Consider the following 26413-nt stretch of genomic DNA (forward strand, 5'->3'; position numbering starts at 1 on the left):
GCTCGGAGCGTGGGTTCGGCATGTCGTCAGCGACCCTCCATGGTTCTGCCTCATCGCAAAATCCAAGATTCCCGTGATACGTAGGACGAATGATCGAAGCGCTTCGACGTCTGGCTGAGGTTAGGAGCCGTCAGCGGAGCGCACAAGTCTTGCGGCAGAAGTTCGAGGGGATCTGGCAACGTTACCGTCGGGTTCCAGCCGGCACCGCAAGCCGTTGTCACGCGATCTCTTGACAGAATCAGGACCCTGGCTGGGTAGCGAAGCGCTTCGATGATGAGAGTGGATCCTCCGCTACTGCGGGGGAACACCCACCGCTCCGCACCGGAGACGGCGCGGTCCCACGATGCAGGGACGTTCCAAGGGCCATGGGCAACCCGCCGCTTCCTGACGGGACACCGGCCGAGGCGGGCGTTCGCGATGATCGACACCTCGAACAACTATGCCCAGGGCCGCAGCGAGACCCCCGCGAGCGCCTCGTCGGTGCCCGCCCGGATGCCGAACGCGCGGAGTGACCCGGCAATCTCCCACTGTTCCCGACCGTGCCGGAAGTACGCTTCGACGCCCTCGCGCGTCCCGGGACCGCCGTTGAGATAGCGAACGAGCAGCTCATCTTTGCCTGCGAGGTGTGCATCCACATCGTCCAGGTGCAGCGGGGACGGAGTGGTGATGCCGTCGGACAGCTTCACTTCATGCATCCGGCGATTCTTGGCGCCAGAGCCGCCTCGCGCCATCGGATTCCGCGGGACGTCGCGCAGAGCCACTCCCCGATGCCGACGTAGAGGGTGATACCGGTGGAGCCGCCGAGCTGGTCGGCGGCTCGCTGGACGCCGGATGCGATGCCGGCCTCGTTCTCGGTAACGCCGGTCACCGCGGCGTACTGCAAGCCGACAAGCCCGAAACCCATGCCGGCGGCGATGAGCAGCATCGCGGGAATCATCGCGACAGCATTCGCCTCGAGGTGTGCGGTGACGGCGAGGGCGGCCATGGCCAGCGCCGTGAAGCCGATCCCGGCCAGGGCACAGCCTGGGCACCCCAGCGTCCGAGCAGTTCGCCCCCGCCTTCACCGGCACCGACCCGTTCCTCACCAGCAGCCTTCTCGCCGTCGCAGGGCTGACGGCCGCCGGGGTGGTCGCTTGGCGTATCGCCATGCCCGCTTCCCCGCCCGGGGAAGCGGCCGGATGACTCGCCGACACGGCCAGCGAGGGCGCGGTCAACGCCGTCGTGAGCGTGCGGGGCCCCGCCGGCCGCGCCGAGTTCATCATCGACGACCGGGTGCCGACCGTGGCCGGCCTCGGCACCGACCCGGCGGCGCGGGACTGACCCGCCCCGTCCCGCCCCGCCCCTCCCGTGACGGAGACTCCCCGCCGGCTCGCGGGGGACCGGGTCCGGGAACCGGGGGACCGGGACGACGGACCCCCGACGGCGTCAGGCCGTCGGCAGCGCGGCCAGCCCTGCCACCGCGGGGGCGCCCACCCGCTCGATCCACGCCCCCGGCGCGTCGCCGGTCGGCATCACGATCGCCGTGTCGACGCCCAGTTCGGCGTACGGCCGCATCGCCGCCACGAAGCCGTCCACGTCGCCGTCGGACAGTTCCTCCCCGCCGTACAGGATCGTCGTGCGGATGGCGGCCGGGTCGCGCCCGACCGCCTCGCAGTGCCGCCGCAGCACCTCCAGCTTGTGGGCCACGTCCTCGGGCGACGAGGCGAAGAGGTTGCAGGCGTCGGCGTACTGCGCGACCAGGCGCAGCGTCTTGCGTTCCCCGCCGCCTCCGATGAGGATCGGCGGGCGCGGGCTGCTGACCGGGCTCGGGGAGCACAGCGTCTCGGCGAGCCGGTAGTGCGTGCCCAGATACGGGCCGTTGTTCTCCGGGTCCCACATCTGCAGGCAGATCCGCAGCGTCTCCTCCAGCCGCTCGAACCGCTCGGCGACCGGCGGGAACGCCACGCCCAGGCCGTGGTGCTCCCGCTCGTACCAGGCGGCGCCGATGCCGAGGGTGGCCCGGCCGCCGGAGAGCACGTCGAGGGTGGCGACGATCTTCGCCAGCAGCCCGGGGTGCCGGTAGGTCACCCCGGTGACGAGCTGGCCGAGCTGGACGGTGGAGGTCCGGGACGCCAGGAAGCCCAGGGTGGTGTAGCCCTCCAGCATGGGGTCCTCGGCCGGAGCCACCTGATCCATCTGAAAGTAGTGGTCCATCACCGACAGCCAGGCGACGCCGGCCTCCTCCGATGCCTCCGCGACGCGGACCAGCTCGGCCGGGATGGCCGCCGGTCCGCCCTCGACGGTGAAGTCCCACACGTGCACGCCAAGTCGCATCCCTTGTCCCTTCGCCGCTGCGCGGTCCGCACGCTACGTCCTGGAGCGCGCTCCAGGACAAGTCCCGCGACGGCACGGCGTGTGGTAGCGGGTGGTACAGTAGTGACTAGCACGTGTGTACGCCCGTCGCGGCGTCCGTGCCCCTCTTATCCCCACGGCGCTCCGGAAGCGCCTCACCACCACCGCGGCTGTCTCCTCAGTGCCGCTGCGGCTGCCACCAGCGCCACCGCTGTCGCGCCCCGCGCGCCGACCGTGCCGCGCCGCCGCCGGTGAAGGTCCGCCGTGTTCACGGCCCGTTCCCCCTACCCCCTCCTGTCTGCGCACCCCCCTCTCACCAAAGGATCGGCAACCACCATGTCCGCCCCATCCACCACAGCAGCACCCACACTCACACCAGCACCCACAGTCACACCAGCACCCACACGCACAGCCGCACCCACCGAATCCGGCGACGGGCTGGTCGCCGTCACCGGCGTTCTCGATCTCCTCGGAAACCGGGCCGTCCTGCGGCCCGTGAGCTGCCTGCCCGGCGACGACGACCCGCAGCTGACGCCCGCTCAGCTACGCCGCCACGGGCTGCGGCGCGGCGACCTGGTCGAGGGCGCCGCCCCGCCCGCCCCCGGCGGGCGCCGGGCCGGGACCCGCCAGCTCGCCCGCGTCGACCGCGTCAACGGACGCACGCCCGAATCCCTCGCCGGCCGCCCCGACTTCGCGGCCCTCACCCCCGTCCACCCCACCCGCCGCCTGCGCCTGGAGACCGGACGCGCCCAGCTCGTCACCCGCGTCATCGACCTCCTCACCCCCGTCGGCAAGGGCCAGCGCGGCCTCATCGTCGCACCGCCCAAGACCGGCAAGACCATCGTGCTCAGGGCCGTGGCGGAGGGCATCGCCCGCAACCACCCCGAGTGCCACCTGATGCTGCTGCTGGTCGACGAGCGGCCCGAGGAGGTCACCGACCTGGCCCGTTCCGTCCCCGCCGAGGTCATCGCCTCCCCCTTCGACCGCCCGGCCGCCGACCACACGGCCGTCGCCGCCCTCGCCGTCGAACGCGCCAAGCGCCTGGTCGAACTCGGCCACGACGTCGTGATCCTGCTCGACTCCCTCACCCGGCTGTGCCGGGCCCACAACAACACCGCGCGCGGCGCCGGCCGCATCCTCACCGGCGGCATCGACGCCGCCGCCCTCCACCCGCCCAAGCAGCTGTTCGGCGCCGCCCGCGCCACCGAGGACGGCGGCTCGCTCACGATCCTCGCCACCGCCCTGGTCGACACCGGCTCCCGCGCCGACGACTTCTACTTCGAGGAGCTGAAGAGCACCGGCAACATGGAGCTGCGCCTGGACCGCGCCCTCGCCGAGCAGCGCGTCTTCCCCGCCATCGGCCTCGAATCCTCCGGCACCCGCCGCGAGGAACTCCTCGTCCCGCCCGCCGAACTCGCCGTCGTCCACCGGCTGCGCCGCGCCCTGACGGAGCGGGAGGGCGGCGGCCGGGGGCCGGTCGAGCCGCTGCTGGAGCGGATGCGCCGGACCGCCAGCAACGCCGAGTTCCTGCGGCTGACGCACGCCGCCACCCCGGCGTAACGCCCCCGCACGCCGCCCGTCGCGCTACGTCTCGCGCTTGCGGCGGCTGGGCTGCACCCGCCGCGGCTCGCCCTCCATCTTGGGGTGATCCGGCGGATACGGCAGCTCGCCCATGCCGTGGTCCCGCTCGTCCCGCTCGGCCCACTCCAGCGCGGCGTCCAGCCGGAAGGCGTGGTCGTCCATCTCGGCGTGCAGGTCGCCGACCGCGGCGAAGCGCTCCGGCATGGTCACCAGGTCGAAGTCCTCCGGGCGGGCGTCGCTCACCTCCTCCCAGCGCAGCGGCGCGGACACCGTCGCCCGGGGGAGGGGACGCACCGAGTACGCGCTGGCCACGGTGCGGTCGCGCGCCATCTGGTTGTAGTCGACGAAGATCCGCGGCCCCCGCTCCTCTTTCCACCACGCCGTCGTCACCCGCTCGGGCGCCCGCCGCTCCAGCTCGCGGCCGATCGCGATGACCGCCCGCCGCGCCCCGGTGAAGTCCCACTCCGGCACGATCGGCACCACGACGTGCAGCCCTCGCCCGCCCGAGGTCTTCGGCCAGCCCACCAGGCCCAGCTCCGCCAGCACCTCCCGCAGCTCCTGCGCGGCCCGCGCGGCGTCGGCGTAGTCCGTGCCCGGCTGCGGATCCAGGTCGATGCGCAGCTCGTCGGGGTGATTGGTGTCGTGGCGCCGGACCGGCCACGGGTGGAAGGTCAGGCAGCCCAGGTTGGCCGCCCACACCACGGCCGCGACCTCCGTCGGGCAGATCTCGTCGGCGAACCGGCCGCTGGGGAAGCCGATGCGGGCGGTGGGGATCCACTCGGGCAGGTTGCGCGGCGCCCGCTTCTGGTAGAACCACTCGCCCGCCACCCCTTGGGGGTAGCGCTGCAGCGTGGTCGGCCGGTCCCGCAGCGCGCGCAGGGCGCCGGCGCCGACCGCCTCGTAGTAGCGCGCCACGTCGAGCTTCGTGAAGCCGCGCTCGGGGAAGTACACCCGGTCAGGGTTGGAGATCCGGACCGTCCGCCCGCCCACCTCGAGTTCCAGCGCCTCCGCCATACGCCCACGGTAGGCCGCGGCGCGCCACCCCGCCCGACGACGACGCCGACGACGACGCCGATTGTGCGGCCGGCCGCTGTCGGCCGCACAATCGGTGACCATGGACCTTCCGGTGATGCCGCCCGTCAAGCCGATGCTCGCCCGCCTCGCCGACGAGATCCCCGCCGGCATGCACTACGAGGCCAAGTGGGACGGCTTCCGCGCCATCGTCTTCCGCGACGGCGACGAGGTCGACATCGGCAGCCGCACCGGCAAGTCCCTCACCCGCTACTTCCCCGAGCTGGCCGACGGCCTGCGCGCCCGCCTCCCCGAGCGCTGCGTGATGGACGGCGAGATCGTGATCGCCCTGGCGGGCCGGCTGGACTTCGACGCCCTCACCGAACGCATCCACCCCGCCGACTCCCGCGTGCGGCTGCTGGCCGAGCGCACGCCCGCCAGCTTCGTCGCCTTCGACCTGCTCGCGCTCGGCGACGACTCGCTGCTCGACGCCCCGCTGAGCGAACGCCGCGCCGCCCTGGAGGAGGCCCTCCGCGGCACCCACCAGCCGGTCTTCCTCGCCCCCGCCACCGACGACATCCAGGTGGCCCGCCGCTGGTACGAGCAGTACGAGGGCGCCGGCCTGGACGGCATCGTCGCCAAGCGCCTCGACCAGCCCTACCGGCCCGACCAGCGGGTGATGGTGAAGATCAAGCACGAGCGCACCGCCGACTGCGTGGTGGCGGGGCTGCGGCACCACAAGACGGGCCCGGTGGTGGGCTCCCTGCTGCTCGGGCTCTACGACGACGCCGGCGCGCTCCACCACGTCGGCGTGTGCGGGGCGTTCCCCATGCGGCGCCGGGCCGAGCTGATGGAGGAGCTGGCACCGCTGGTGACGGACTCCGTCGAGGGCCACCCGTGGGAGGACTGGGCCCGCGAGGAGGCCCACGAGACGCACCGCATGCCGGGCGGGCCCTCCCGCTGGACCGGGAAGAAGGACCTGTCGTGGGTGCCGCTCGCGCCCGAGCGCGTGTGCGAGGTCGCCTACGAGCACATGCAGGGCGACCGCTTCCGGCACACCACCCAGTTCCGGCGCTGGCGGCCGGACCGCGAGCCGCGCTCGTGCACCTACGCGCAGCTTCAGGAGCCGGTCCACTACGACCTCTCCGAGGTGCTCACCGCCCACCCGCATCGTCCGTGAGCGCCGCGCGCAGCCGCCCGGCCACGGCCGCCGCCTCCGCCTCGTCGGCGTAGCGGGTGCGCGGCCAGAAGAAGCCGCGCAGCCCGTCCTTGGCGTTGCGCGGCACCACGTGCACGTGGAAGTGCGGCACCGACTGGCTGACCCGGTTGTTGGCGGCGACGAAGGACCCGGCCGCCGCCATGGCGCGCTCCACCGCGCCGGTGATCCGCCGCACCCGCGAGAAGAACGGCCCGACGGCGTCCTCGGGCAGGTCGGTGAGGGTCTCCACGTGACGCCGGGGCAGCACCAGCACGTGCCCGGGAAACAGCGGACGGTGATCGAGGAAGGCGACCACCGCCTCGTCCTCGAAGACCCGGTGGCTGTCCACCGCGCCGCTGACGATCCGGCAGAACAGGCAGTGAGCGTCGTCCACGCCCCCAGTCAACCCCACGCCGGCGCCGGGGGAAGCCCGCGCGCCTGAAGATGGTTGAAGCGACCATGAACGATGTCGAGGTCCTGGTGACCGGCGCCGGCCAGGCCGGGCTGTCGGCCGCGTACCACCTGCTCCGCCGCGGCTTCGCGCCCGGCCGCGACTTCGTGGTGCTCGACCACGCGCCCCAGCCCGGCGGCGCGTGGCAGTTCCGCTGGCCCACCCTCACCTACGGCCGGGTGCACGGCATGCACGCCCTGCCCGGCATGGGGCTGACCGGCGCCGACCCCGACCGGCCCTCCGCCGAGGTCATCGGCGACTACTTCGCCGCCTACGAGCGGGCGTTCGCCCTGCCCGTGCGGCGCCCGGCGCACGTGCGCGCGGTGCGTGAGGCGGGCGACGGCGACGGGCGGCTGCTGGTGTCCAGCACGGCGGGGGAGTGGCGCACCCGCGCGCTGATCAACGCCACCGGCACCTGGGACCGCCCCTTCTGGCCGCACGTCCCCGGCGCGCGCGACTTCCGGGGCCGCCAGCTGCACACCGCCCGGTACGGCGGGCCCTCGGCGTTCTCGGGTGAGCGCGTGATCGTGGTCGGCGGCGGCACCTCGGCCGTGCAGCACCTGCTGGAGATATCCGAGGTCGCGGCCGGCACCACCTGGGTAACGCGCAGGCCGCCGCTCTTCCGCGAGGGCAGCTTCGGCGAGGTGCAGGGCAGGGCCGCGGTCGCCCTCGTCGAGGAGCGGGTGCGGCAGGGCCTGCCGCCACGGAGCGTGGTGTCCGTCACCGGCCTGCCGATGACCGAGGCGATGCGCCGGGCCCGGGCGGCGGGTGTGCTCGACCGGCTGCCGATGTTCGACCGCGTCACCCCCGACGGCGTCGCCTGGCGGGACGGCCGAACGGTGACGGCCGACACCATCCTGTGGGCCACCGGCTTCCGCGCCGCCCTCGACCACCTGGCCCCCCTGCACCTGCGCGAACCGGGCGGCGGCATCCGCCTGACGGGCACCCGCGCGACCCGCGACCCCCGCATCCACCTCGTCGGCTACGGCCCCTCCGCCAGCACGATCGGCGCCAACCGCGCGGGCCGGTCCGCCGTCGCCGAGATCCGCAGGCTGCTGGACGCCGGGCCCGCCACACGGCCGGCCCCCGATCGAGCCGAGGCCGTCCCGGCACGCTGACAGAGCGTTTCGTCCCGGCGGAGTGTCCCCCGTCGCCATGTTCCCCCGCCGGATCACGGCGGCGCCGGGCACGGCGGGCGCGGGCGGTGCCCCGGCTTCCATTCGACAGCCCCGGCGGGAAGGAGCACCCTGGGCAACAGGGGGCGATAAGGGAACACCGGAGGTGGACTCATGGACTGGTGGGTCTGGGCCATCATCGTCCTCGTCATTCTGGTCGTCCTCGCTGTCGCCATGGTGACAACGCAGGCACGCCGGCGCAGGGGCGGAATCATCGCGGGTGGCCGGCGGTCACGCCGCGGGAAGGGGTGACAGGCATGGCGTATGTGCGGGCCAGCGAGATCGTCAAGAAACCGGTGGTCACCCTGGGCGGAGAGGATGTCGGCCAGGTCAAGGACATCGTCTTCGACCCGGCACGCGGCAGCGTCCGCTGCTTCACGCTCAGCGGCCGGGGCCTGCTGGCCGGCCCCCTCAAACGCGCGCTGCTCTGGGAGAAGGTGCACGCCCTGGGGCCCGACGCGGTCGTGATCCCCGACGAGCGTGCTCTTGAGGACGACGACCGGGCGGCCAAGATGCCCCGGTCCGCCCGCGGCGGGAACGTGCTGGGGGCCCGAGTGATGACCGACGACGGCACGGATCTGGGGAAGATCGTCGATGCCGTGGTCGAGACCGGCAGGCGACCCCAGGTCGTCGGCTACGAGATCCAGCCCGCCGGGGACGGCCGGCATCGCGCTCTGCTGCCCGTGGTCGAGCCGGCACCCGTCTCCGAGGAGATGGTCGTCGTCCCGAAGGCCGCGAGCCGGTTCATCGCGAGGGACTTCGGAGGGTTCGCCGAGGCGGCGCAGGGCCTGCGGACCGGACTCGAAGGGGAGAAGTGATGCTGTTCAGCCAGGCCAAGGGCCACAAGGTCGTCGGCCTCCAGAAGGCCGAGACGATTGCCAGGGTCAGGGAATGCGCCATTGCCCCCTTGCCTCCGCACGTGACGGCGTTCAGGGTCAGGGCCCGTGGCCATGGCAACGTCCTGATGTGGGAGAACATTGAGGCTTTCGGCCCCGACGCGGTGACGATCCGCTCGCCCGACATGCTCCAAACCGACGATGACGCCCCGCGCGACCGGGCCGATCCGCGCTACGACCCGATCGGCAAGCAGGTCATCACGGAGGCCGGTGAGGGGCTCGGCGTCGTCACGGACATCGACTTCGACGTGAGCGACGGCCGGATACATCGTCTGATCACCAAGGATCACGAGATCCCCGCCGAACGGCTCCTTGGTGTCGGCGGCTTTGCGATCGTCGTCGCCACCGACCGGACCTAGCCGAACAGCCCGCGACGCTGTGGGTGCTGTGCTGGCCATGCCAGCAGGTTCGCCCTGGTCACGGCCGCGCGTCCAGGACAGGCTTTCGACAACCCGATAGACCGCGTCTATGATGCCCACTCGTCATGGACCTGCGGGAGCTGCGGTACCTGGTCACGGTCGCGGAGACCGGACACGTCGGCAGGGCGGCGGGACAGCTGTTCATCAGCCAGCCCTCGCTGAGCTACGCCCTGAAGAAGCTGGAGCGCGAGCTCGGCATCACGCTGCTGCGCCGTCACGCGCGCGGCGTCGACCTCACCGAGGCCGGGCGGGAGGTCGCCGCCGAGGCGCGCCGCGCCCTGCGGGCAGCCGACCGGGTCCGTGCCGTCGCCGAACGCCACGCCACCGGCGCCGCCGGCAGGCTCCGCATCGGCTTCCAGGCCAGCGGCGCGGGCCCGCTGGCCACCCGCATCCGCGCGGCGTTCGAGGCCGAGCACCCCGAGGTGCTGGTCGAGCCCCGCCGCCACGACTGGAGCCGCGAGGTCGCCGCGCTGCGCGAGGGGGAGGTCGACGTCGCCATCGTCTGGCAGCCCAACGACCTCACCGGGCTGGCCAGCATGCCGCTGACCGAGGAGACGCGCGTCATCGGCTTCGCCGCCGGGCACCCGCTGGCCGGCCGCGAGTCGCTGACCATCATGGACGTCAGGGACGAGCCACTGGTCCGGACGCGGCAGGCGCCGCGCCACTGGGTCGGGTGGTGGGCCGTCGACCCGCGTCCCGACGGCTCCCGGCCCCGCTGGGGCGCCGAGAACAACACCATCGACGAACTCCTCGACCAGGTCGCCGCCGGGCGCGGCGCCTCGATCGGCCCGGCGAGTTCGGCCGTCTACTTCTCCCGCCCCGACATCGTGTGGGTGCCGCTGACCGGCGTCGAGCCGCTGCGGATCGACCTGGCCTGGCACCCCGACCACGACAACCCCGTCGTGGACGCCTACGTCCGGATCGCCCGCCGGGTGCGCGACGAGGCGGGCTGAGCGATCCATGCGGGGCGGCGCACCGAGCACCACCATCAGGAGAGAACCTTCCGTGACCGACGAGGCGTCAGGCGAGCCGTCAGGGATCGACACCACCGTGCCGCACTCGGCCCGCATCTGGAACTACTGGCTGGGCGGCCGGGACAACTACGAGGTCGACCGCGTGGCCGGGGACCGGCTCGCCGAGACGTCCCCCGACGTCGTGCGGGTGGCGCGCGCCTCGCGGGCGTTCACGGCCAGGAGCGTCGGCTACCTGGCGCGCACCGCCGGCGTGCGGCAGTTCCTCGATATCGGCGCCGGGCTGCCGACCGCCGAGAACACCCACGAGACTGCCCAGCGCATCGAACCCACCGCCCGGGTCCTGTACGTGGACAAGGATCCGCTGGTGATCGCGCACGCCCGTGCCCGGCTCGTCTCCGGGCCCAAGGGCTCGGCCGACTACCTGCGGGCCGACCTGCGCGACCCCGGGCGGATCCTGGACGAGGCCGCCCGCACCATGGACCTGTCCCGGCCGGTCGCGCTGATCCTGAGCAACGTCCTCGGCCACGTCGGCGACTACCGGCAGGCCCGGTCGATCGTGCGGCGGCTGATGGCCGGCCTGCCGCCCGGCAGCCACCTGTCGCTCAACGACGGCACCGGCGTCGTCCGCCCCGAATCCCGGCGGGCGGCGCGCCAGTACGCCGCCACCGGCGCCGTGCCGTACCACCTGCGGACGCCGCGCCAGATCGCCGGCTTCTTCGACGGGCTCGAACTGGTCCCTCCCGGCGTGGTCTCCTGTCCCCGGTGGAACCCCGATCCGCCGCCGGACGGGGAACCGGCCCGGGAGTTGGACGTCTTCGGCGGCGTCGGCCGCAAGTCGTGATCCCGGCACGGCCCGCCGCCGGGGGTGGTAGGAGTAACCAATGACCTACACGTACGGCCGCCTCATCACCCACTGCCCGTACTGCGGCGCCGCCTACCCCTACGGGGTGGCCTGGCCCCGCGACTGCGCGGCGTGCGGCGAAACGCTCTGGCTCAACCCGCTGCCCGTCGCCGTCGCCCTGCTCCCCGTCGAGCGGGACGGCGGCCGCGGGCTGGTGGTCGTCCGCCGGGACATCGAGCCCTGCCGGGGCGAACTCGCCCTGCCCGGCGGATACATCGAAGTCGGCGAGACCTGGCGGGAGGCCGCCGCCCGGGAGCTGCGGGAGGAGACGGGACTGGTCGCCTCGGCGGCGGACGCCACGCTCTTCGACGTGAGCGGGGGCGAGCGGACGCTGAACGTCTTCGCCCTGCTGCCGTCCCGGGACGCGAGCGCGCTCCCGGCGTCGTCCGCCACCGCCGAGGCCACCGAGTGGCTCGTCATCGACGAGCCCGTCCCGCTCGCCTTCCCCACGCACACGGCCGTGGTCGAGGCGTACTTCGCGGCCCTCGGCTGAGCCTCGCGGCTGAGGCCCCTCGCCGAGGCCTCAGCCCACGCCGGCCTGCTCCTCGGCCCGGCGTCCGTGGCCGATGGCGCCCAGGTGCCCGACCGCCGGGCGCGGGGCCGCGGCCCACGTCCCCAGCACCATCTCGGCGGTGATCCCCGGGCCGAACCCGGCGATCAGCCCGCGCCCGGCGTCGCCGACGCCGCCGTCGCGGAAGAGCCGCTCCAGCGCGTCGAAGACGACGCAACTCGCGATGTTCCCGCGCTCGGTGAGCGTGGCCCGGCTGTAGCGGAACATCTCGGGCTCCACCTCCAGGAAGGTGCACAGGTCGTCCAGGATCCGCGGACCCCCCGCGTGCACGATGTGGAAGTCGAGCCCGGAGATGTCCCAGCTGTGCTGCTCGCTGAGCGCCCGCAGCGCCGGGGCCAGCATCTTCATCGTCGTGGGAACGCGCTTGTCGAGCTGGAAGTGGAAGCCCGTGCCCCGCACCGCGTAGGAGATCCAGTCCTCGGTGTCGGGCACCAGGTGCGAGCCGTTGCGCTCCAGCCGGACGCCGGCGCCGCCGTGGCCCCGGACCACCGCCGCGGCCACCGCGTCCCCGAACAGGCCGTTGGACAGCAGCGAGCCGACCCCGATGTCGGTCGGCTGGTAGCACAGGGAGCAGAACTCGCACGCCACGATCAGCGCGTTGGCGTGCGGATACGCCAGGCAGAAGTCGTGGGCCCGGTTGATGGCGGCGCCGCCCGCCGCGCAGCCGAGCTGCGCGATCGGCAGCTGCCGGGTCTCGGTGCCGAAGCCCAGCTCGTTGATGAGCCACGCCGTCAGCGACGGCATCATGAACCCGGTGCACGAGACGTACACGATCAGGTCGATGTCTCGCACGCCCAGCCCGGCGTTGTCCAGGGCGCCGAAGACCACCGGCGGGACCATCCGCTTGGCCTCCCGCTCGTAGAGCAGGTTGCGCGATTCGAAGCCCGGGTGCTGCAGCGTCTGCTCGATCGGCTGGATGATGTGCCGGGTACGGACCCCCGTGTTCTCGATCAGGCGCAGCACCAGGCCGAGCTGCGGATGGTCGGCGTGGATGGTGCGGGCGAGCTGAAGGGTCTCGTCCATCGTGATGATGTTGTCGGGAACAGCGATGGACGGTCTGCACAGAGTTGCCATGATCCCCTCCCACACCGCGCGCGGGCGTGCTTTCCCAGCGCTACGGCATCGATGGCGTGTGATCTTTCGGTGTTCTTCGGTGGTTTCTCGGCGGTTCTTCGGTGTGCCGACCCGGTCACCAGGCGACCGGGAGCTCGTGCGGGAAGCGCCAGATGGACTCGGTGTTCCAGCGCACCTCCTCGGGCGGGACGGCCAGGCGCAGCGCGGGGAAGCGCTCGAAGAGGCTGCGCAGCGCCAGCTCGATCTCCATCAGGGCCAGGGGCGAGCCGATGCAGTGGTGCGCGCCCCAGCCGAAGGTCATGTGCGGGGCGGGCGTACGCCCCAGGTCCAGCTCGTCGGGCCGCTCGAACCGGCACGGGTCGCGGTTGGCCGCGAGGTAGGAGACGTGCACCGTCTCGCCGGCCCGGATCGTCACCCCGTCGATCTCCACGTCCTCCGAGGCGATGCGCGGGATCCCGACGCCCTTGCGGAACGGGATGAACCGCAGCAGCTCCTCCAGCGCCTGCGGCCACAGCTCCGGCTCGTCGCGGAGCCTCGCGAGGTCGTCCGGCCGGGTCAGCAGCATGAACGCGATGTTGCTGAGCTGGTAGGTGCTGGTGTCGTGACCGGTCATCAGCAGCACGATCGCCATGACCGTCAGCTCGTCGGCGGAGAGGATGTCGTCCCCGTCCCGCGCGGTGGCGAGGACGCTGATCAGGTCCTCCCCGGGCTCGCGGCGCCGCTCGGCGGTCAGCTCCCCGAAGTACGCCCGCAGCTCGCACTTGGCGCGGACGGCGCCCTCCTTGCTGGCGGCCCCGATCGACTGCATCGCCGTCAGGCGCCGCCGCAGCTCGGCGCGGTCGTCCTCGGGGATGTCGAGCACCTCGCAGATGGTCGTCATCGGCAGCCGCATTGACACGTGCTTGACGAGGTCGGCCGGCGACCCGTGGTCGGCCATCTCGCGCAGCAGCGAGTCGACGATCCGCTGGGTTGCGGGCTTCATCGCCTCGACCCGCGGCGTGGTGAACGCCTGGGACACCAGCTTGCGCAGCCTGCTGCTCTCCGGAGGGTCCATCAGGTTGATCGACTCGGACTGCACGATCGGCTCGGGAGTCATGCGGGGGAAGTCACGCCCGATGACGGCGGCACGGCTGAACCTGCGGTCCGTCGTCACGAATCGCACGTCCTCGTACCGCGTCACCAGCCACGCCTCGCCCTCGCCGTAGGGCATGCGGATCCGGGCGATGGGCGCCTCGGTCATCAGCTGCCGCAGCAGGGGGTCGAACTCCAGGGCCTCGGCGTAGTCGAAGGGGCAGCTCCATACGGGGTCGGAGGTCTCCACTCCAGCGCTCCAGATCGCTCAGGATGTGCATTGGGACACGACGGATCAGCCGAGTGACGGCTGTTCGCCCGGACGACCGATGTGTCCCCCCGGGCCCTGAGGGTCATGTACACGCGCCAGTGAATTAACCCATAAGGGGAACATAAAGGGCAGCGTCTGACGGTGCGTGAGCGACAGGAGTGGCCAGGGCCCTAGCTGGTGGTCACCACGCCGCCGCCCGCGGCTTCGGCGTCCGCCAGGTTGTCCGGCAGGCGCAGCCCCTCGCGCAGCGGCACCAGCTCCGACTGCAGCACCATGGCCGCGGCCCCGATGGCGGGCGCGGTCGCCGCCGAGCGCGACAGCCGCACCGCGACCGAGTGCGTGGCGCGGGAGAAGAACGCCCGGTCCAGCTCCTCCTGGACCACGGGCAGGTATATCGAGCCGGCGATCGCCAGGCTCGGGCCGGTGAGGACGAGCTGTTCGAGGTCCATGACGTTGGCCAGGGTCCGCGCGGCGACCGCCAGGTAGCGGGCCGAGCGCTCCAGCAGCCGGCGCGCGCCCGCATCGCCGCGCAGCGCGGCGCGGGTCACGGCCGCGAAGTCCGCCACCCGCCGGGAGCGGTCCGGGGTGGTGGCCAGGCCCACCGCGCGCGCCAGCTCCGGATCTTCGCGGGCGGCGGTGACGACCGCGCCGGGGCCGGCCAGCACCTCGGTGCAGCCGCGGGCGCCGCACCAGCACTCGGGGCCCTCGGCGTCGATGCAGATGTGGCCGATCTCGCCGGCGTTGCCGCTCGGGCCCCGGTAGGGGATCCCGTTGATCAGCAGGCCGGCGCCGATGCCGGTGCCCATGTAGATCGCGGCCAGCGTCGAGGCGTTGCCCACGCCGCCGGACCAGTGCTCGCCGAGCGCGGCGGCGGTGGCGTCGTTGTCCAGCACCACCGGCAGCCGGGCGGCGGTGGCCAGCTCCCGGTCCAGGGGGAAGTCCTCCCAGCGCCGCATGGCCGGCGGGACCAGCTGCATGCCGCTCGCCTGGTTCAGCGGCCCGGGAGCCACCAGGCCAAGGCCCAGCAGCCGGCCGCGGTCGATGCCGGCGCCCTCGATGAGCGCGTCGATCTCCAGCGCCATGCGGGCCACCACGGCGGGCGGGTCGTCGGTCCCCACGCCGGCGCGAGACATCCGCGCGACGACGGAGCCGCCGAGGTTGGTCAGGACGTAGGTGATGCCCGCGTGGTCCAGGTGCACGCCCACGGCGAAGCGGGAGGACTGGTTGAGCTGCAGCAGAACGCGCCGCTTGCCGCCGGTGGACTCCGCGCGGCCGGTCTCCAGCACCAGCCCGTCGTCGATCAGCCGCCGCACCACGGTCGAGATGGTCGCGCCGGTGAAACCGGTTGCCCTGACCAGGCCGACGCGGCTGATGGTCCCGGCCGCCCGGATCACGTCGAGGACCGCCGCCTGGCTGCTGGCGTGGGGAGTGCTCGCCGGTCCGCTCACGGCGTTGTCCCGTTCGCGTCTCCGCCCGCGCGGCGGCGTACGGCCATCGTCGTCCCGAGCGGCCCAGCCGCCGCGCGTGCGTCGCTCACGGCATACCCGCTCTCACCATTGCGCCCCCGTGGTCCGTGCTCACTCGATCCTCCGCCGTGGGTGGGGCCCGACGCCTGCGCGCAGTGCGCACGTGACGCTGGGCGACGCTTAGTTTAGATCCCTGAGGAAGCCGCCGATCCGTGCTGGACGCCGCCCCTTGTCGGCCATCGTTGTGGGTTCGTGCCACCCGAGGGTTGACTTTGTTAATTCGGCAGCTTAACAATCCTAACCCGGCGTCGAGCCCCAAGGACGGGGCGGGCACGAGAGGAACGAACGATGTCCCTGCACGCAAGATCACGGCGTATACGCGCCGCGGTGATCGGAGCGGCCGCGGTCGCCCTGCTCGCCGCCGGATGCGGTTCCAGCAACAGCGGCGGCTCGGCCGGCGGCGGTGCGGACACCCTGGTGGCCTACACCGGCCAGTCCGGGGACTACCAGCGGAACTTCAACCCGTACCTCCCGGCCAACAACGAGGGGGCGGGGACGATCTTCGAGCCGCTGTACTTCTACAACATCGCGCGCCCCGACGAGCCGCAGCCGCGCCTGGCCACCGGCTTCTCCTGGAACGACGACGGCACCGAGCTGTCGATCACCCTCCGGGACGGCGTGAAGTGGTCCGACGGCGAGGCCTTCAACGCCGACGACGTGAAGTTCACCTTCGACATGCTGGTGGAGAACGACGCGATCAACACCGTCGGCTTCTCCGGCGAGACCGAGGTGGTCAGCCCCACCGAGGTCAGGGTCAGCTTCGACAACCCGGCCTACATGGACGCCCCGCAACTCCTCGGCAAGATCTGGATCGTCCCCGAGCACATCTGGAAGGACATCGAGGACCCTTCCACCAACCAGGTCCCCGAGCCCGTCGGGACCGGCCCGTTCACGCTGGCCGAGTTCAAGCCGCAGGCGTTCACCCTCTCGGCCAACCCGGACTACTGGGACGGCGCGCCGGCCGTGAAGAACGTGCGCTACATCGCCCTCTCCGGCAACCAGGCCGGCGCCGACGCCCTGTCCGCCGGGACGATCGACTGGCAGACCGGCCCCGTCCCCAACATGGACAAGGTCTCGGAGTTCTACCCGGGCTACGAGGCCGTCACCGCCCACGTCTTCCAGATGGCGCTCTTCACCTGCTCCAGCGCCGAACTCGGCTGCGAGGGCCCGCAGACCGACCCGGCGGTGCGCCACGCCATCTACTACGCCATCGACCGCGACCAGCTCAACGCGCTGGCGTTCCAGAACACCGCCGGCGAGATCTCCCCCGGCTTCGCGCTCCCCGGCCGTGACGACCAGATCATCTCCGACCAGCTCACCGAGCGCACCGCCCCGATGACGGCGCAGGTGGACCAGGCCGAGCAGATCCTCCAGGACGCCGGCTACACCAAGGGCGACGACGGCATCTACGCCAAGGACGGCCAGAAGCTCTCCCTCAGCGTGCGGGTCGTCGCCGGCTGGACCGACTACATCACGGCCGTCAACACCATGGCCGAGCAGCTCAAGGCCGCCGGCATCGAGCTGAACGTGGAGCAGTCCTCCTTCAACGAGTGGTCCGACGCGCGCGGCCGGGGCGACTATCAGCTGCTGATCGACTCGCAGCACCCGGGCCCGTCCGGCGACCCGTACTGGGGCTACAGCTACTTCTACGCCGGCGGCAACACCGCGCCGGTCGGCGAGACCGCCAACCCCAACTTCGCCCGCTACGACAACCCCGAGGTGAACGAGGCGCTCGAGGCCCTGCGGCAGATCGACCCGACGGACACCGCCGCCCGGCAGCCGCACTTCGACACCATCCAGACCCGGATCGAGCAGGACATGCCGTACATCCCGATCATGGTGGGAGGCAACACCAGCGAGGTCCACGTCGACAAGTTCACCGGCTGGCCCACGGAGGACGACCTCTACGCCTTCCCCGCCGTCTGGCAGAAGCCGGACCAGGCGGAGATCTACAAGCGCCTCCAGCCCGTCGGCGAGTGAGTGAGTGACACCAGTCCATGAGGTACTACGTCCGTAAGCTCGGGTTCTACCTCGTCGCCCTCTGGGCGGCGCTGACCCTGAACTTCTTCATCCCGCGGTTGATGCCGGGCAACCCTGTCGACACGCTGCTGGCCAAGCTCCAGCAGCGTGGCGGCTCGGTCGACCCGGCCGTGCGCCGGTCCTACGAGCTGCTGCTGGGCACCGACACCGGCGAGCCCCTGTGGGACCAGTACGTCTCCTACCTGGGGAACATGCTCCGCGGCGACATGGGGATCTCGGTCAGCGCCTTCCCGGAGGACGTCACCTACGTCATCTCCCAGTCCCTGCCCTGGACGATCGGCCTGGTGGGCATCGCGACCCTGCTGTCGTTCATCATCGGCGTCGCCCTGGGCGCGGTCGTCGGCTGGCGGCGCGGCACCTGGCTGGACTCCCTGGTCCCGGCCACCACGGTGCTCGCGGCGGTGCCGTACTTCTGGCTTGCGCTCATCCTGGTCCTGCTCTTCTCCTCGACGCTGGACTGGTTCCCGCTGCAACAGGGGTACGACGTCACCCTGCCCATGAGCTGGAACTGGGAGTTCATCCAGTCCGTCATCTACCACGGCACGCTGCCGGCCCTGACGATCGTGATCTCCTCGGTCGGCGGCTGGCTGCTGGGGATGCGGAACATGATGGTCTCCACCATGGACGAGGACTACGTCCTCACCGCCCGCGCCAAGGGGCTGCGCGAGCGCCGGATCATGACCCGCTACGCCGCGAGGAACGCGGTCCTGCCCTCCGTGGCCGGATTCGCCATCTCGCTCGGCTTCGTGGTCTCCGGGTCGATCATCACCGAGCAGGTGTTCTCCTATCCCGGCATCGGCGGCAAGCTCCTCCAGGCCGTGGAGAACAACGACTACGCGCTGATGCAGGGCATCTTCCTGGTGATCACGGTCGCGGTGCTCGGCGCGAACCTCGTCGTCGACCTGCTGTACGGCCTCATCGATCCCCGCACCCGAGTCGAGAACTGAGCGAAGGAGCAGGCACCGTGACAACCCTCAGCCCGCTCGCGGGGACCACCGACGAGCCGGGCGCCGCGGAGGGCGGCGGCGGACGCAGTGGCTGGCGTGCCCTGCTGCCCAGCTGGTCGCCGAAGCTCGGCGTCGGACTCTTCCTCGTCCTGGGCATCACCCTCTTCGGCGTGCTCGGGCCGATGTTCGCGAGCGACCCGGACGCCATCAACAGCATCGGCATGACCGAGCCGAGCGGCGACCACCTGCTGGGCACCACCCAGACCGGCCAGGACGTCCTCGCCCAGCTCGCCCACTCCACCCGCGGCTCGCTCCAGGTCGGCCTGCTGGTGGGCGTACTGGCCACCGCGCTGTCGGCGGTCTTCGGCATCATCGGCGGCTACCTCGGCGGCCTGGTGGACGAGAGCTTCTCGCTCTTCTCCAACGTCATGCTCGTCATCCCCGGCCTGCCGCTGGTCATCGTCATCGCGGGCTTCGTCCCCGCGGAGGACCGCGGCTGGTGGACGGTCGCGCTGGTGCTGGCGATCACCGGCTGGGCGGCGTCGGCACGCGTGCTGCGCGCCCAGACCCTGTCGCTGCGCAACCGCGACTACGTGGCCGCGGCGCGCGTCGCGGGGGAGAAGCCCTGGCGGATCGTCGCCGTGGAGATCCTGCCGAACCTGCTGCCGCTGCTGGCCTCGCAGTTCGTCTTCGCCGTCATCGCGGCGATCCTCTCCGAGGCGGGCCTGTCCTTCCTCGGCCTCGGCGCCTCCAACTCGCACACGCTGGGCACGATGCTGTACTTCGCCCAGAACGGCTTCGCGTTGCAGTACGAGGCGTGGTGGTGGTTCGGCCCACCCGGCCTGGTCATCGCCCTCTTCGGCTGCGGCCTGGCGCTGATCAACTTCGCCATCGACGAGATCATCAACCCCAAGCTGCGCGTCCAGAAGCGGCGGCGCTCCGCGCGGAACGGCGCGGTGGCCCCGGCCGTGGCGGCGGCGAAGACACCCGCGCCGGAGGCGGGGACCGCCGCCGCTGCGCCCGGCGGGGAGCAGGCACCGCAGCCCGGCGCGCCGACGCGCGGTGAGGCTGTCACGGACTCGGCCATCACGCAGGACGCGGCGGCCTCTCGGGACGGCGACGCGGCCTCGCCCGCCGGCTCGGCCACGGCCTCGGCGGCACGGGCCCAGGAGGGCCGGGCGTCCGCCGCCGTGCGGGGCGGCGGGGCGGAGGCAGACGGCGACGCCGCCCCCGGCGAGCAGCGGGCGAGGGGAGATGCCGCGCCGGAGGCGTCGGCCACGGCCTCCGCAACGGATGGGCGCACCCCTCTGTCCGCGGCGGTCCGCGCCGCCGACGCGCCGCCCGCCGGCGGCAGAGGCGCCGCGCAGCGTGACGCCGTGCTCACCGTCACGGGGCTGGACGTCGTCTACCAGACGGAGTCCCCCGTGCACGCCGTCAAGGACGTCTCGTTCACCCTCGGCCGGGGGGAAATCCTCGGGCTGGCGGGCGAGTCGGGCTGCGGCAAGACCACCCTCGCGTACGCCGTCAACCGGCTGCACCGGCCGCCGGCCGAGGTCACCGCCGGGTCGGTGGTGTTCCACGACCGGTCCGGCACGGACATCGACCTGCTGGGGCTCCGGCGCGAGGAGCTGCGCCGCTTCCGGTGGGACAAGCTCTCGATGGTCTTCCAGGGCGCGATGAACTCGCTCAACCCCGTGATCTCCATCCACGAGCAGCTCGACGACGTGCTGACGACCCACCGCCCCACCATGCCGAGGGACGAACGCCGCCAGCGCTGCGAGGAGGTGCTGCGGCTGGTCGGCGTCGACCCCGTGCGGCTGAAGTCGTTCCCGCATGAGCTCTCCGGCGGCATGCGCCAGCGCGTGATGATCGCCATGGCGATGCTGCTCGACCCGCAGGTGATGATCATGGACGAGCCGACCACCGCGCTCGACGTCGTCGTGCAGCGCGGCATCCTCCGCGAGATCATCCGGCTGCGCGACGAGCTCGGTTTCGCCGTCATCTTCATCACCCACGACCTGCCGCTGCTGTTGGAGCTGAGCGACACCATCGCGGTGATGCGGGAGGGCCAGATCGTCGAGTACGCCCCGGCGGCCGAGATCTACGCCCGGCCCCGGCACCCCTACACCCGGCAGCTGCTCGGCTCCTTCCCGAGCCTGACGGGCGAGCGCGGCGCGTTCGTCCGTACCGGCACCGAGATCGTGACGAAGAAGACCGCGACCGAAGGGGCAGCGCGATGACCACACTCGAGGTCCGCGACCTGGTGAAGGACTACGGCGTGCGCGACGGCCTCCGCAGAGCCCGCCTGCGGGCGGTCAACCACGTCTCCTTCACCCTCACCCCCGGCCGCACCGTCGCCCTCGTCGGAGAGTCCGGCTCGGGCAAGTCCACCGTCGCGAAGATGATCGCCCGTCTCGAACGCCCCACGGCCGGGCAGATCATCGCCACCAGGCCCGACGGGCGTCCGGTCGGCGGCCGGGAGTACCGCGACCACGTGCAGATGGTCTTCCAGGACCCGTTCGCCTCGCTCAACCCGTTCCACACCGTCGAGCACCACCTGGCCAGGCCGCTGAAGCTGCACGGCCGGACCCGGGGGCGGGCGGAGACCAGAAAGCAGGTCGAGCAGCTGCTGGAGCGGGTGAACCTCACCCCCGCGCGGGACATGGCCCAGCGCCGCCCGCACGAGCTGTCCGGCGGCCAGCGCCAGCGCGTGGCCATCGCCCGCGCGCTGGCGCCCGGCGCTCAGGTCATCGTCGCCGACGAGCCGGTCTCCATGCTGGACGTCTCCATCCGCCTCGGCGTGCTCAACCTCCTCGCCCGCCTCCAGCGCGAGGACAACCTGGCGGTCCTCTACATCACCCACGACCTGGCCACCGCGCGCCACTTCTCCGACGACATCCTCGTGATGTACCGGGGACGGGTGGTGGAGCGCGGTCCCGCCGACGACGTCATCCTCACCCCCCAGCACTCCTACACCCGCCTGCTGGCCGCCGCCGCGCCCAACCCCGAGGAGCGCGGCCGCTCGCTGGCCGAGGACACCGAGGCCATCGACCCCGAGGAGCTGACCCGCACCTACGACCACCACACGCAGTCGTGGCACGACCCGGGCGACCGAGACACCGCCGCCGTCAAGGGCGGTGCGGCCTGACCGCCCCCGGAGCCGGGCGAGGGCTTCCCGGCTCCGGGGTCACCCGCCACTACGCCGTGACGCGGGTGGCGCGCAGCAGCACCAGGCGCTCGGGGAAGAGGACCGGCGTCTGCAGCCCGGCCCCGGTCAGCACCCGCCCCGGCAGCCGCACGCCGTCGGCGGTCCACCAGGGCAGCGCGACGCCCCAGCGGTGGGCGTTGCCGTCCGGCACCTCGCCGGGCGGCTGCGGCCGGACGTGGTAGACGGCGTCGGGGTCCAGGCCCGGCAGCCGCACGGGGCCCGGCGGGTAGAACGCCGAGGTGCCGGTGGCCACCAGGGCGTAGACCGCGTCCGAGCCGTCCTGCGCCACCGCGCCGTGCAGCTCGTACGCCGGGTCGGGGTGGTCGGCGTGCACGGAGGTGCCGGAGTGCAGCAGCGGCCGCAGCTCCTTGTACAGGGCGACCCACTCCGCCAGCCGCGCCAGCTCCTCGGGCTCGGCGGCGGTGAGGTCCCACTCGATGCCGAAGTGGCCGAACAGGGCCGTCCCGGCGCGGAAGTCCAGGGGGTGGCGGCGGTCGGTGGTGTGGGCCAGGCCCGCGCCGACGTGGGTGCCCATGAGCTCCAGCGGGATGAGGGCGTTGGTCCAGCGCTGGATCCGCTGGCGTTCGAGGGCGTCGATGCAGTCCGAGACCCACACCCGGTCGGTGCGCTGGAGGATCTCCAGGTCCACCCGGGCGCCGCCGGAGGAGCAGGACTCGATCTCCACGCCCGGGTGGCGGCGGCGCAGCTCGTCCAGGAGCCGGTAGACGGCGAGCGTCTGGTCGTGGACCCCGGCGCGGCCGTCGGCCTGGTGCCCGGCCTCGACGAGGTCGCGGTTGTGGTCCCACTTCAGGTACGCGATGGGGTACTCGCTCAGCAGCGCGTCCAGGCGCCCCAGGATGTGGGCGTACGCCTCGGGGTTGCCGAGGTCGAGCACCTGCTGGGAGCGGGCGGCGCCGGGGAACCGGCCCGGCCCGGGGGCCATGATCCAGCCGGGGTGGGCGCGGGCCAGCTCGGAGTCCTCGTTGATCATCTCCGGCTCGACCCAGATGCCGAACTCCAGCCCCAGGCCCGTGACGTGGTCGGTCAGCGGGGTGAGGCCGTCCGGCCACACCTCCTCGGAGACGTACCAGTCGCCCAGGCCCTGGCGGTCGTCGCGGCGCGAGCCGAACCAGCCGTCGTCGAGGACGAAGCGCTCCGCGCCGACCGCCGCCGCGGCGTCGGCCAGGCGCTTCAGCCGGCCGAGGTCGTGGTCGAAGTAGACCGCCTCCCAGGTGTTGACCACGACCGGGCGCGGGCGCGCGGGGTGGTGCGGGCGGGCGCGCAGCTCGCGGTGGAAGCGGGCGGAGAGCTCGTCGAGCCCGGTGCCGTACGAGCCGTACTGCCAGGGCGAGGCGTAGCTTTCGCCGGGCGCCAGCACCACCTCGCCGGAGAGCAGCAGCTCGCCGGAGCCCAGCAGCGAGACGGAGTGGAAGGTGCGCTCGGCGAAGGTGCGGTGGTTGCCCGACCAGGCCGTGTGCACGCCCCAGACCTCGCCGTCCCGGTTGCCGAAGCCGGCCGTTCCCGCCGCCAGCAGGTACGCCGCGTCGTAGCCGGTGCGCCCGGTGCGGTTCTCGCGCATCCGCAGCCCTTGCGTGAACGGCACGCGCTGCGGCTCGCGTTCGCGCAGGTGGTGGCCGGTGAAGTCCAGCAGCTCGGTCGCCTGCGGGGGCACCGGCAGCGTCAGGTGGAGGGCGTCGACGGCGAACGGCGTCGACCCCTGGTTGGTCACCCGCGCCCGCTGCCGCACGAGTCCGGCCGGGGTGAGCTCGATGGCCAGCTCCAGGCCGAGCCCGGCGTTCGCGTCGCGCGCCCGCACGCGCACCGCGCCGTCGGCGGAGGAGACCTCCTCGACGGCGAAGGCCGTGGAGAAGGCGGCGCCGCCTCGGTTGCCGACCAGGCCCGGCGTGCCGAGCCAGCCGGCGGACTGCTCGGGCAGCACCGCGACGTTCACCGGCCCGTCCACCGAGAAGCCGATGGGCTGGGGGCGCCCGGCGAGGCGGAGCGCGTCGAGCTCGTCGGGCGTGAGCGGGCCCACGTCGGGGCCCCAGTGCACGACGCGGGGGAGGGTGGCGTCCGCCAGGTCCAGCACGAGGCTGACGCCGGCCGCGCGCAGGTGGATCGGGGTGCGGGTGTCGGACAGCACGTTGTCGGTTCTCCTTCTCGTTGTCGCGTGTTGACTTACTTTATTCGGCTGAATAAGAATCTCATCCGTTTGGCTGACGGAAAGTCCTTGGGAGTGTTGCCACGATGATCCACCGCACCCTGCACGACGGTTGGCGCCTGACCGCGGTGGCCGGGCCCGTTCCCGAGGAGGTCCGGGGCCGCGAGGTACCGGCCCAGGTGCCGGGCAGCGCCCACCTCGACCTGCTCGCCGCCGGCCTCATCCCCGAGCCGTACCTGGACCGCAACGAGGCGGAGCTGGCCTGGGCCCACCGCACCGACTGGCGTTACGCCACCACACTCGCCGCCGAGCCCGCCGCCCCCGGCGAGCGGGTCGACCTGGTCTTCGACGGGCTCGACACCGTCGCCACCGTCGAACTCGGCGGCCACCTCCTCGGCGAGGTCGCCAACATGCACCGCGGCCACCGCTTCGACGTGCGCGAGCCGCTCGGCGAGGCCGGCGGCACGCCCAACGCCCCGCTCGAACTCGCCGTCACCTTCCGCTCCGCCCTCGCCTACGCCGAGGAGCGCGAACGCGAGCTCGGCGCGCGCCCGCACGCCTACATCCACCCCTTCAACATGGTCCGCAAGATGGCCTGCTCCTTCGGCTGGGACTGGGGCCCGGACCTGCAGACCGCCGGCATCTGGAAGCCGGTGCGGCTGGAGCGCTGGCGCACCGCGCGCCTGGCCGAGGTACGCCCGTTGGTGACGGTCGCCGAGGACGGCACCGGCCGCGTCGAGGTGCACGCCGTCGTCGAGCGCGCCGGACTCGGCGATGCCGCCGAGGACGCAGCCGAGCTGACCCTCACCGCCACCGTGGACGGCCACCGCGCCACGGCCACCATCCCCGCCGGCGCCACCACGGCCGTGGCCACCGTCGAGGTCCCCGCCCCCCGCCTGTGGTGGCCCGCGGGCTACGGCGAACAGCCGCTGTACGGCCTGGAGATCACCCTGGAGGCCGCTGGGACCCGGCTTGACGCGCCCCTCGACACCCCTCTCGACATGGCGGTCCGCCGCATCGGCTTCCGCACCATCACCGTCGACACCACGCCCGACGACACCGGCACCCCCTTCACCTTCGTCGTCAACGGCCGGCCCGTCTTCGCCAAGGGCGCCAACTGGATCCCCGACGACCACTTCCTCACCCGCATCACCCGCGAGCGCCTCGCCCGCCGCGTCGACCAGGCCCTCGGCGCCCACATGAACATGCTGCGCGTCTGGGGCGGCGGCATCTACGAGACCGAGGACTTCTACGAGGTCTGCGACGAGCGCGGCGTCCTGGTCTGGCAGGACTTCCTCCTGGCCTGCGCCGCCTACCCCGAGGAGGAGCCGCTGTGGAGCGAGTTCGAGGCCGAGGCGCGCGAGAACGTCGCCCGCCTCGCCTCGCACCCCTCGCTCGCCCTGTGGAACGGCGGCAACGAGAACCTCTGGGGCTACATGGACTGGGGCTGGCGGGAGGAGCTGGGCGAGAGCACCTGGGGACGGCGTTACTACACCGAGCTGTTCCCCGCCATCGTCGCCGAACTCGACCCCACCCGCGCCTACGCCGACGGCAGCCCCTACACCCCGCGCCACGCGCCCGAGGAGAAGCACCCCAACGACGCCCACCACGGCACCCGCCACGAATGGGAGGTGTGGAACCGGATCGACTACACCCACTACCGCGACCACACCCCCCGGTTCTGCTCCGAGTTCGGCTTCCAGGGCCCGCCCACCTGGGCCACGCTCACCGCCTGGATCCACGACGAGCCGCTCGCCCCCACATCCCCGGCGTTCCTGCTGCACCAGAAGGCCGAGGACGGCAACGGCAAGCTGGAGCGCGGCATGGCGCCCCACCTGCCCGACCCCCGCACCTTCGACGACTGGCACTGGGCCACCCAGCTCAACCAGGCCCGCGCCGTGGCCTACGGCATCGAGCACTTCCGCTCCCACTGGCCGTACACCGCCGGCGCCCTCGTCTGGCAGATCAACGACTGCTGGCCGGTGACCTCCTGGGCCGCCGTCGACAGCGAGGAGCGCAGGAAGCCGCTGTGGTACGCCCTGCGCCGGGTCTTCGCCCCCCGACTGCTGACCGTGCAGCCCCGCGACGGGCGGTCCACGCTGCTCGCCGTCAACGACACCGACACCCCCTGGCGCGCCGAGCTCACCCTGCGGCGCACCACCTTCGGCGGCGAGGTCCTGGACGGCGATACCCTCTCCCTCGACGTTCCGGCGCGCTCCGTCGCCGGGTTCGAGCTGTCCGACGCGCTGACCAAGCCCGCGGACGCGAGGGGGGAGGTGCTGGTGGCGACCGCGGACGACGCCCGCGCCCTGCACCTGTTCGGCGAGGACCGTGACCTGGCGTACGACCCCGGCGCGCTGCGCGCGACGGCGACCGCCGTCCCGGGCGGCTACCGCGTCGAGGTGCGCGCCGCCTCCTTCGCCCGGGACGTGGCGATCCTCGCCGACCGCGTCGCCCCCGACGCCGAGGTCGACGAGATGCTGGTGCCGCTGCTGGCCGGCGAGACGCGGGCGTTCACCGTGCGGACCGGCGCCGACGTCGACCCCGACGCCTTCACCGGCCCCCTCGTGCTGCGCAGCGTCAACTCGCTGAGGCGGTGAGCGCGGG

21 protein-coding genes and 1 pseudogene are annotated in these 26413 nt (G+C 72.6%); 13 read left to right on the plus strand and 9 right to left on the minus strand.

All coding sequences use genetic code 11. From position 1 onward, the window contains the following. Positions 1-437 precede the first annotated feature (437 nt). The 3 genes and pseudogenes from ACTWQH_RS01015 to ACTWQH_RS01025 all read right to left on the minus strand — a co-directional run bounded on the left by ACTWQH_RS01015 (position 438) and on the right by ACTWQH_RS01025 (position 2313). Positions 438-695: a hypothetical protein gene (locus ACTWQH_RS01015; protein ID WP_443284323.1), complete on the minus strand. Its 258-nt coding sequence runs from the start codon at positions 693-695 to the stop codon at positions 438-440. 68 nt (positions 696-763) lie between these two features. Further along, positions 764-1047, minus strand: a pseudogene (locus tag ACTWQH_RS01020) (MFS transporter); the annotation flags it as partial. A 378-nt stretch (positions 1048-1425) separates the two neighbouring features. After that, positions 1426-2313, minus strand: a complete 888-nt coding sequence (locus tag ACTWQH_RS01025; protein WP_443284324.1) for an LLM class F420-dependent oxidoreductase — start codon at positions 2311-2313, stop codon at positions 1426-1428. A gap of 354 nt (positions 2314-2667) precedes the next feature. Between ACTWQH_RS01025 and rho the strand changes: the two genes are divergently transcribed. Next, on the plus strand, positions 2668-3891 hold the full coding sequence (rho, locus tag ACTWQH_RS01030) for a transcription termination factor Rho (protein ID WP_443284325.1): 1224 nt from the start codon (positions 2668-2670) through the stop codon (positions 3889-3891). Between the two features lie 24 nt (positions 3892-3915). Here the strand turns inward: rho and ligD are convergent, their stop codons facing one another. Next, complete coding sequence (gene ligD / locus ACTWQH_RS01035) at positions 3916-4926, minus strand: non-homologous end-joining DNA ligase (RefSeq protein WP_443284326.1); 1011 nt, start codon at positions 4924-4926, stop codon at positions 3916-3918. Positions 4927-5026: 100 nt separating this feature from the next. Between ligD and ACTWQH_RS01040 the strand changes: the two genes are divergently transcribed. Next, positions 5027-6103 (plus strand): ATP-dependent DNA ligase, encoded by a 1077-nt coding sequence (locus ACTWQH_RS01040; RefSeq protein ID WP_443284327.1) that lies wholly within the window; start codon positions 5027-5029, stop codon positions 6101-6103. Here ACTWQH_RS01040 and ACTWQH_RS01045 read toward each other — a convergent pair. Further along, positions 6078-6515 (minus strand): HIT family protein, encoded by a 438-nt coding sequence (locus ACTWQH_RS01045; protein ID WP_443284328.1) that lies wholly within the window; start codon positions 6513-6515, stop codon positions 6078-6080. The two genes, ACTWQH_RS01040 and ACTWQH_RS01045, sit on opposite strands and share 26 nt — an antisense overlap. Before the next feature lie 65 nt (positions 6516-6580). On the opposite strand from ACTWQH_RS01045, the gene ACTWQH_RS01050 reads away from it, so the two are divergent. The 6 genes from ACTWQH_RS01050 to ACTWQH_RS01075 all read left to right on the plus strand — a co-directional run bounded on the left by ACTWQH_RS01050 (position 6581) and on the right by ACTWQH_RS01075 (position 11430). Next, the gene (locus tag ACTWQH_RS01050; protein WP_443284329.1) at positions 6581-7690 is read left to right on the plus strand and encodes an NAD(P)-binding domain-containing protein; all 1110 of its coding nucleotides are present in this window, start codon (positions 6581-6583) and stop codon (positions 7688-7690) included. 314 nt (positions 7691-8004) lie between these two features. Next, positions 8005-8565 (plus strand): PRC-barrel domain-containing protein, encoded by a 561-nt coding sequence (locus tag ACTWQH_RS01055; protein ID WP_443284330.1) that lies wholly within the window; start codon positions 8005-8007, stop codon positions 8563-8565. Continuing rightward, entirely contained in the window at positions 8565-9002 is a 438-nt protein-coding gene (locus tag ACTWQH_RS01060) for a PRC-barrel domain-containing protein (protein WP_443284331.1), read from the plus strand. The genes ACTWQH_RS01055 and ACTWQH_RS01060 overlap by 1 nt, the downstream gene beginning before the upstream one ends. Before the next feature lie 125 nt (positions 9003-9127). Beyond that, positions 9128-10015, plus strand: coding sequence for a LysR family transcriptional regulator (locus tag ACTWQH_RS01065; protein ID WP_443284332.1), 888 nt, complete (start codon positions 9128-9130; stop codon positions 10013-10015). Between the two features lie 52 nt (positions 10016-10067). Continuing rightward, positions 10068-10877, plus strand: coding sequence for an SAM-dependent methyltransferase (locus ACTWQH_RS01070; protein WP_443284333.1), 810 nt, complete (start codon positions 10068-10070; stop codon positions 10875-10877). A gap of 40 nt (positions 10878-10917) precedes the next feature. Next, positions 10918-11430 (plus strand): NUDIX domain-containing protein, encoded by a 513-nt coding sequence (locus ACTWQH_RS01075; protein WP_443284334.1) that lies wholly within the window; start codon positions 10918-10920, stop codon positions 11428-11430. Between the two features lie 30 nt (positions 11431-11460). On the opposite strand, the gene ACTWQH_RS01080 is transcribed toward ACTWQH_RS01075, so the two are convergent. The 3 genes from ACTWQH_RS01080 to ACTWQH_RS01090 all read right to left on the minus strand — a co-directional run bounded on the left by ACTWQH_RS01080 (position 11461) and on the right by ACTWQH_RS01090 (position 15372). Continuing rightward, complete coding sequence (locus ACTWQH_RS01080; RefSeq protein WP_443284335.1) at positions 11461-12582, minus strand: type III polyketide synthase; 1122 nt, start codon at positions 12580-12582, stop codon at positions 11461-11463. Positions 12583-12697: 115 nt separating this feature from the next. Continuing rightward, positions 12698-13903, minus strand: coding sequence for a cytochrome P450 (locus ACTWQH_RS01085; protein WP_443284336.1), 1206 nt, complete (start codon positions 13901-13903; stop codon positions 12698-12700). Between the two features lie 191 nt (positions 13904-14094). After that, positions 14095-15372 carry an ROK family transcriptional regulator gene (locus tag ACTWQH_RS01090; protein WP_443284337.1) on the minus strand — a complete coding sequence of 426 codons (1278 nt, stop codon included), beginning with the start codon at positions 15370-15372 and terminating at the stop codon, positions 14095-14097. 366 nt (positions 15373-15738) lie between these two features. On the opposite strand from ACTWQH_RS01090, the gene ACTWQH_RS01095 reads away from it, so the two are divergent. From ACTWQH_RS01095 to ACTWQH_RS01110, 4 genes are read left to right on the plus strand one after another with little or no spacing between them, the layout of a single operon-like run. Next, positions 15739-17430, plus strand: coding sequence for an ABC transporter substrate-binding protein (locus tag ACTWQH_RS01095; protein WP_443284338.1), 1692 nt, complete (start codon positions 15739-15741; stop codon positions 17428-17430). A 17-nt stretch (positions 17431-17447) separates the two neighbouring features. Then, positions 17448-18437, plus strand: a complete 990-nt coding sequence (locus ACTWQH_RS01100; RefSeq protein WP_443284339.1) for an ABC transporter permease — start codon at positions 17448-17450, stop codon at positions 18435-18437. Between the two features lie 17 nt (positions 18438-18454). After that, positions 18455-20677, plus strand: a complete 2223-nt coding sequence (locus tag ACTWQH_RS01105) for an ATP-binding cassette domain-containing protein (protein ID WP_443284340.1) — start codon at positions 18455-18457, stop codon at positions 20675-20677. Continuing rightward, a complete protein-coding gene (locus tag ACTWQH_RS01110) occupies positions 20674-21585 on the plus strand; it encodes an ABC transporter ATP-binding protein (protein WP_443284341.1) in 912 nt (303 codons plus the stop codon). Before ACTWQH_RS01105 ends, ACTWQH_RS01110 begins: the two co-directional genes overlap by 4 nt. A 49-nt stretch (positions 21586-21634) precedes the next feature. Here ACTWQH_RS01110 and ACTWQH_RS01115 read toward each other — a convergent pair whose 3' ends face one another. Further along, on the minus strand, positions 21635-23788 hold the full coding sequence (locus tag ACTWQH_RS01115; RefSeq protein ID WP_443284342.1) for an alpha-galactosidase: 2154 nt from the start codon (positions 23786-23788) through the stop codon (positions 21635-21637). A gap of 104 nt (positions 23789-23892) precedes the next feature. Here ACTWQH_RS01115 and ACTWQH_RS01120 point away from each other — a divergent pair, with 104 nt between their 5' ends. Then, on the plus strand, positions 23893-26406 hold the full coding sequence (locus ACTWQH_RS01120) for a glycoside hydrolase family 2 protein (RefSeq protein ID WP_443284343.1): 2514 nt from the start codon (positions 23893-23895) through the stop codon (positions 26404-26406). The last annotated feature ends 7 nt before the right edge of the window (positions 26407-26413 follow it).

This window comes from Streptomyces sp. 6N223, from assembly GCF_052246635.1.
In the GTDB taxonomy this organism is placed as follows: Bacteria; Actinomycetota; Actinomycetes; order Streptomycetales; family Streptomycetaceae; genus Streptomyces.

Excerpts from the sequence above, each read along its gene's own strand:
- ACTWQH_RS01120 (WP_443284343.1), top strand. The coding sequence starts at position 23,893 with ATGATCCACCGCACCCTGCACGACGGTTGGCGCCTGACCGCGGTGGCC.
- ACTWQH_RS01080 (WP_443284335.1), bottom strand. The coding sequence starts at position 12,582 with ATGGCAACTCTGTGCAGACCGTCCATCGCTGTTCCCGACAACATCATC.
- ACTWQH_RS01095 (WP_443284338.1), top strand. The coding sequence starts at position 15,739 with ATGTCCCTGCACGCAAGATCACGGCGTATACGCGCCGCGGTGATCGGA.
- ACTWQH_RS01065 (WP_443284332.1), top strand. The coding sequence starts at position 9,128 with ATGGACCTGCGGGAGCTGCGGTACCTGGTCACGGTCGCGGAGACCGGA.
- ligD (WP_443284326.1), bottom strand. The coding sequence starts at position 4,926 with ATGGCGGAGGCGCTGGAACTCGAGGTGGGCGGGCGGACGGTCCGGATC.
- ACTWQH_RS01015 (WP_443284323.1), bottom strand. The coding sequence starts at position 695 with ATGCATGAAGTGAAGCTGTCCGACGGCATCACCACTCCGTCCCCGCTG.
- ACTWQH_RS01040 (WP_443284327.1), top strand. The coding sequence starts at position 5,027 with ATGGACCTTCCGGTGATGCCGCCCGTCAAGCCGATGCTCGCCCGCCTC.
- ACTWQH_RS01100 (WP_443284339.1), top strand. The coding sequence starts at position 17,448 with ATGAGGTACTACGTCCGTAAGCTCGGGTTCTACCTCGTCGCCCTCTGG.
- ACTWQH_RS01050 (WP_443284329.1), top strand. The coding sequence starts at position 6,581 with ATGAACGATGTCGAGGTCCTGGTGACCGGCGCCGGCCAGGCCGGGCTG.
- ACTWQH_RS01025 (WP_443284324.1), bottom strand. The coding sequence starts at position 2,313 with ATGCGACTTGGCGTGCACGTGTGGGACTTCACCGTCGAGGGCGGACCG.
- ACTWQH_RS01055 (WP_443284330.1), top strand. The coding sequence starts at position 8,005 with ATGGCGTATGTGCGGGCCAGCGAGATCGTCAAGAAACCGGTGGTCACC.
- ACTWQH_RS01060 (WP_443284331.1), top strand. The coding sequence starts at position 8,565 with ATGCTGTTCAGCCAGGCCAAGGGCCACAAGGTCGTCGGCCTCCAGAAG.
- ACTWQH_RS01110 (WP_443284341.1), top strand. The coding sequence starts at position 20,674 with ATGACCACACTCGAGGTCCGCGACCTGGTGAAGGACTACGGCGTGCGC.
- rho (WP_443284325.1), top strand. The coding sequence starts at position 2,668 with ATGTCCGCCCCATCCACCACAGCAGCACCCACACTCACACCAGCACCC.
- ACTWQH_RS01075 (WP_443284334.1), top strand. The coding sequence starts at position 10,918 with ATGACCTACACGTACGGCCGCCTCATCACCCACTGCCCGTACTGCGGC.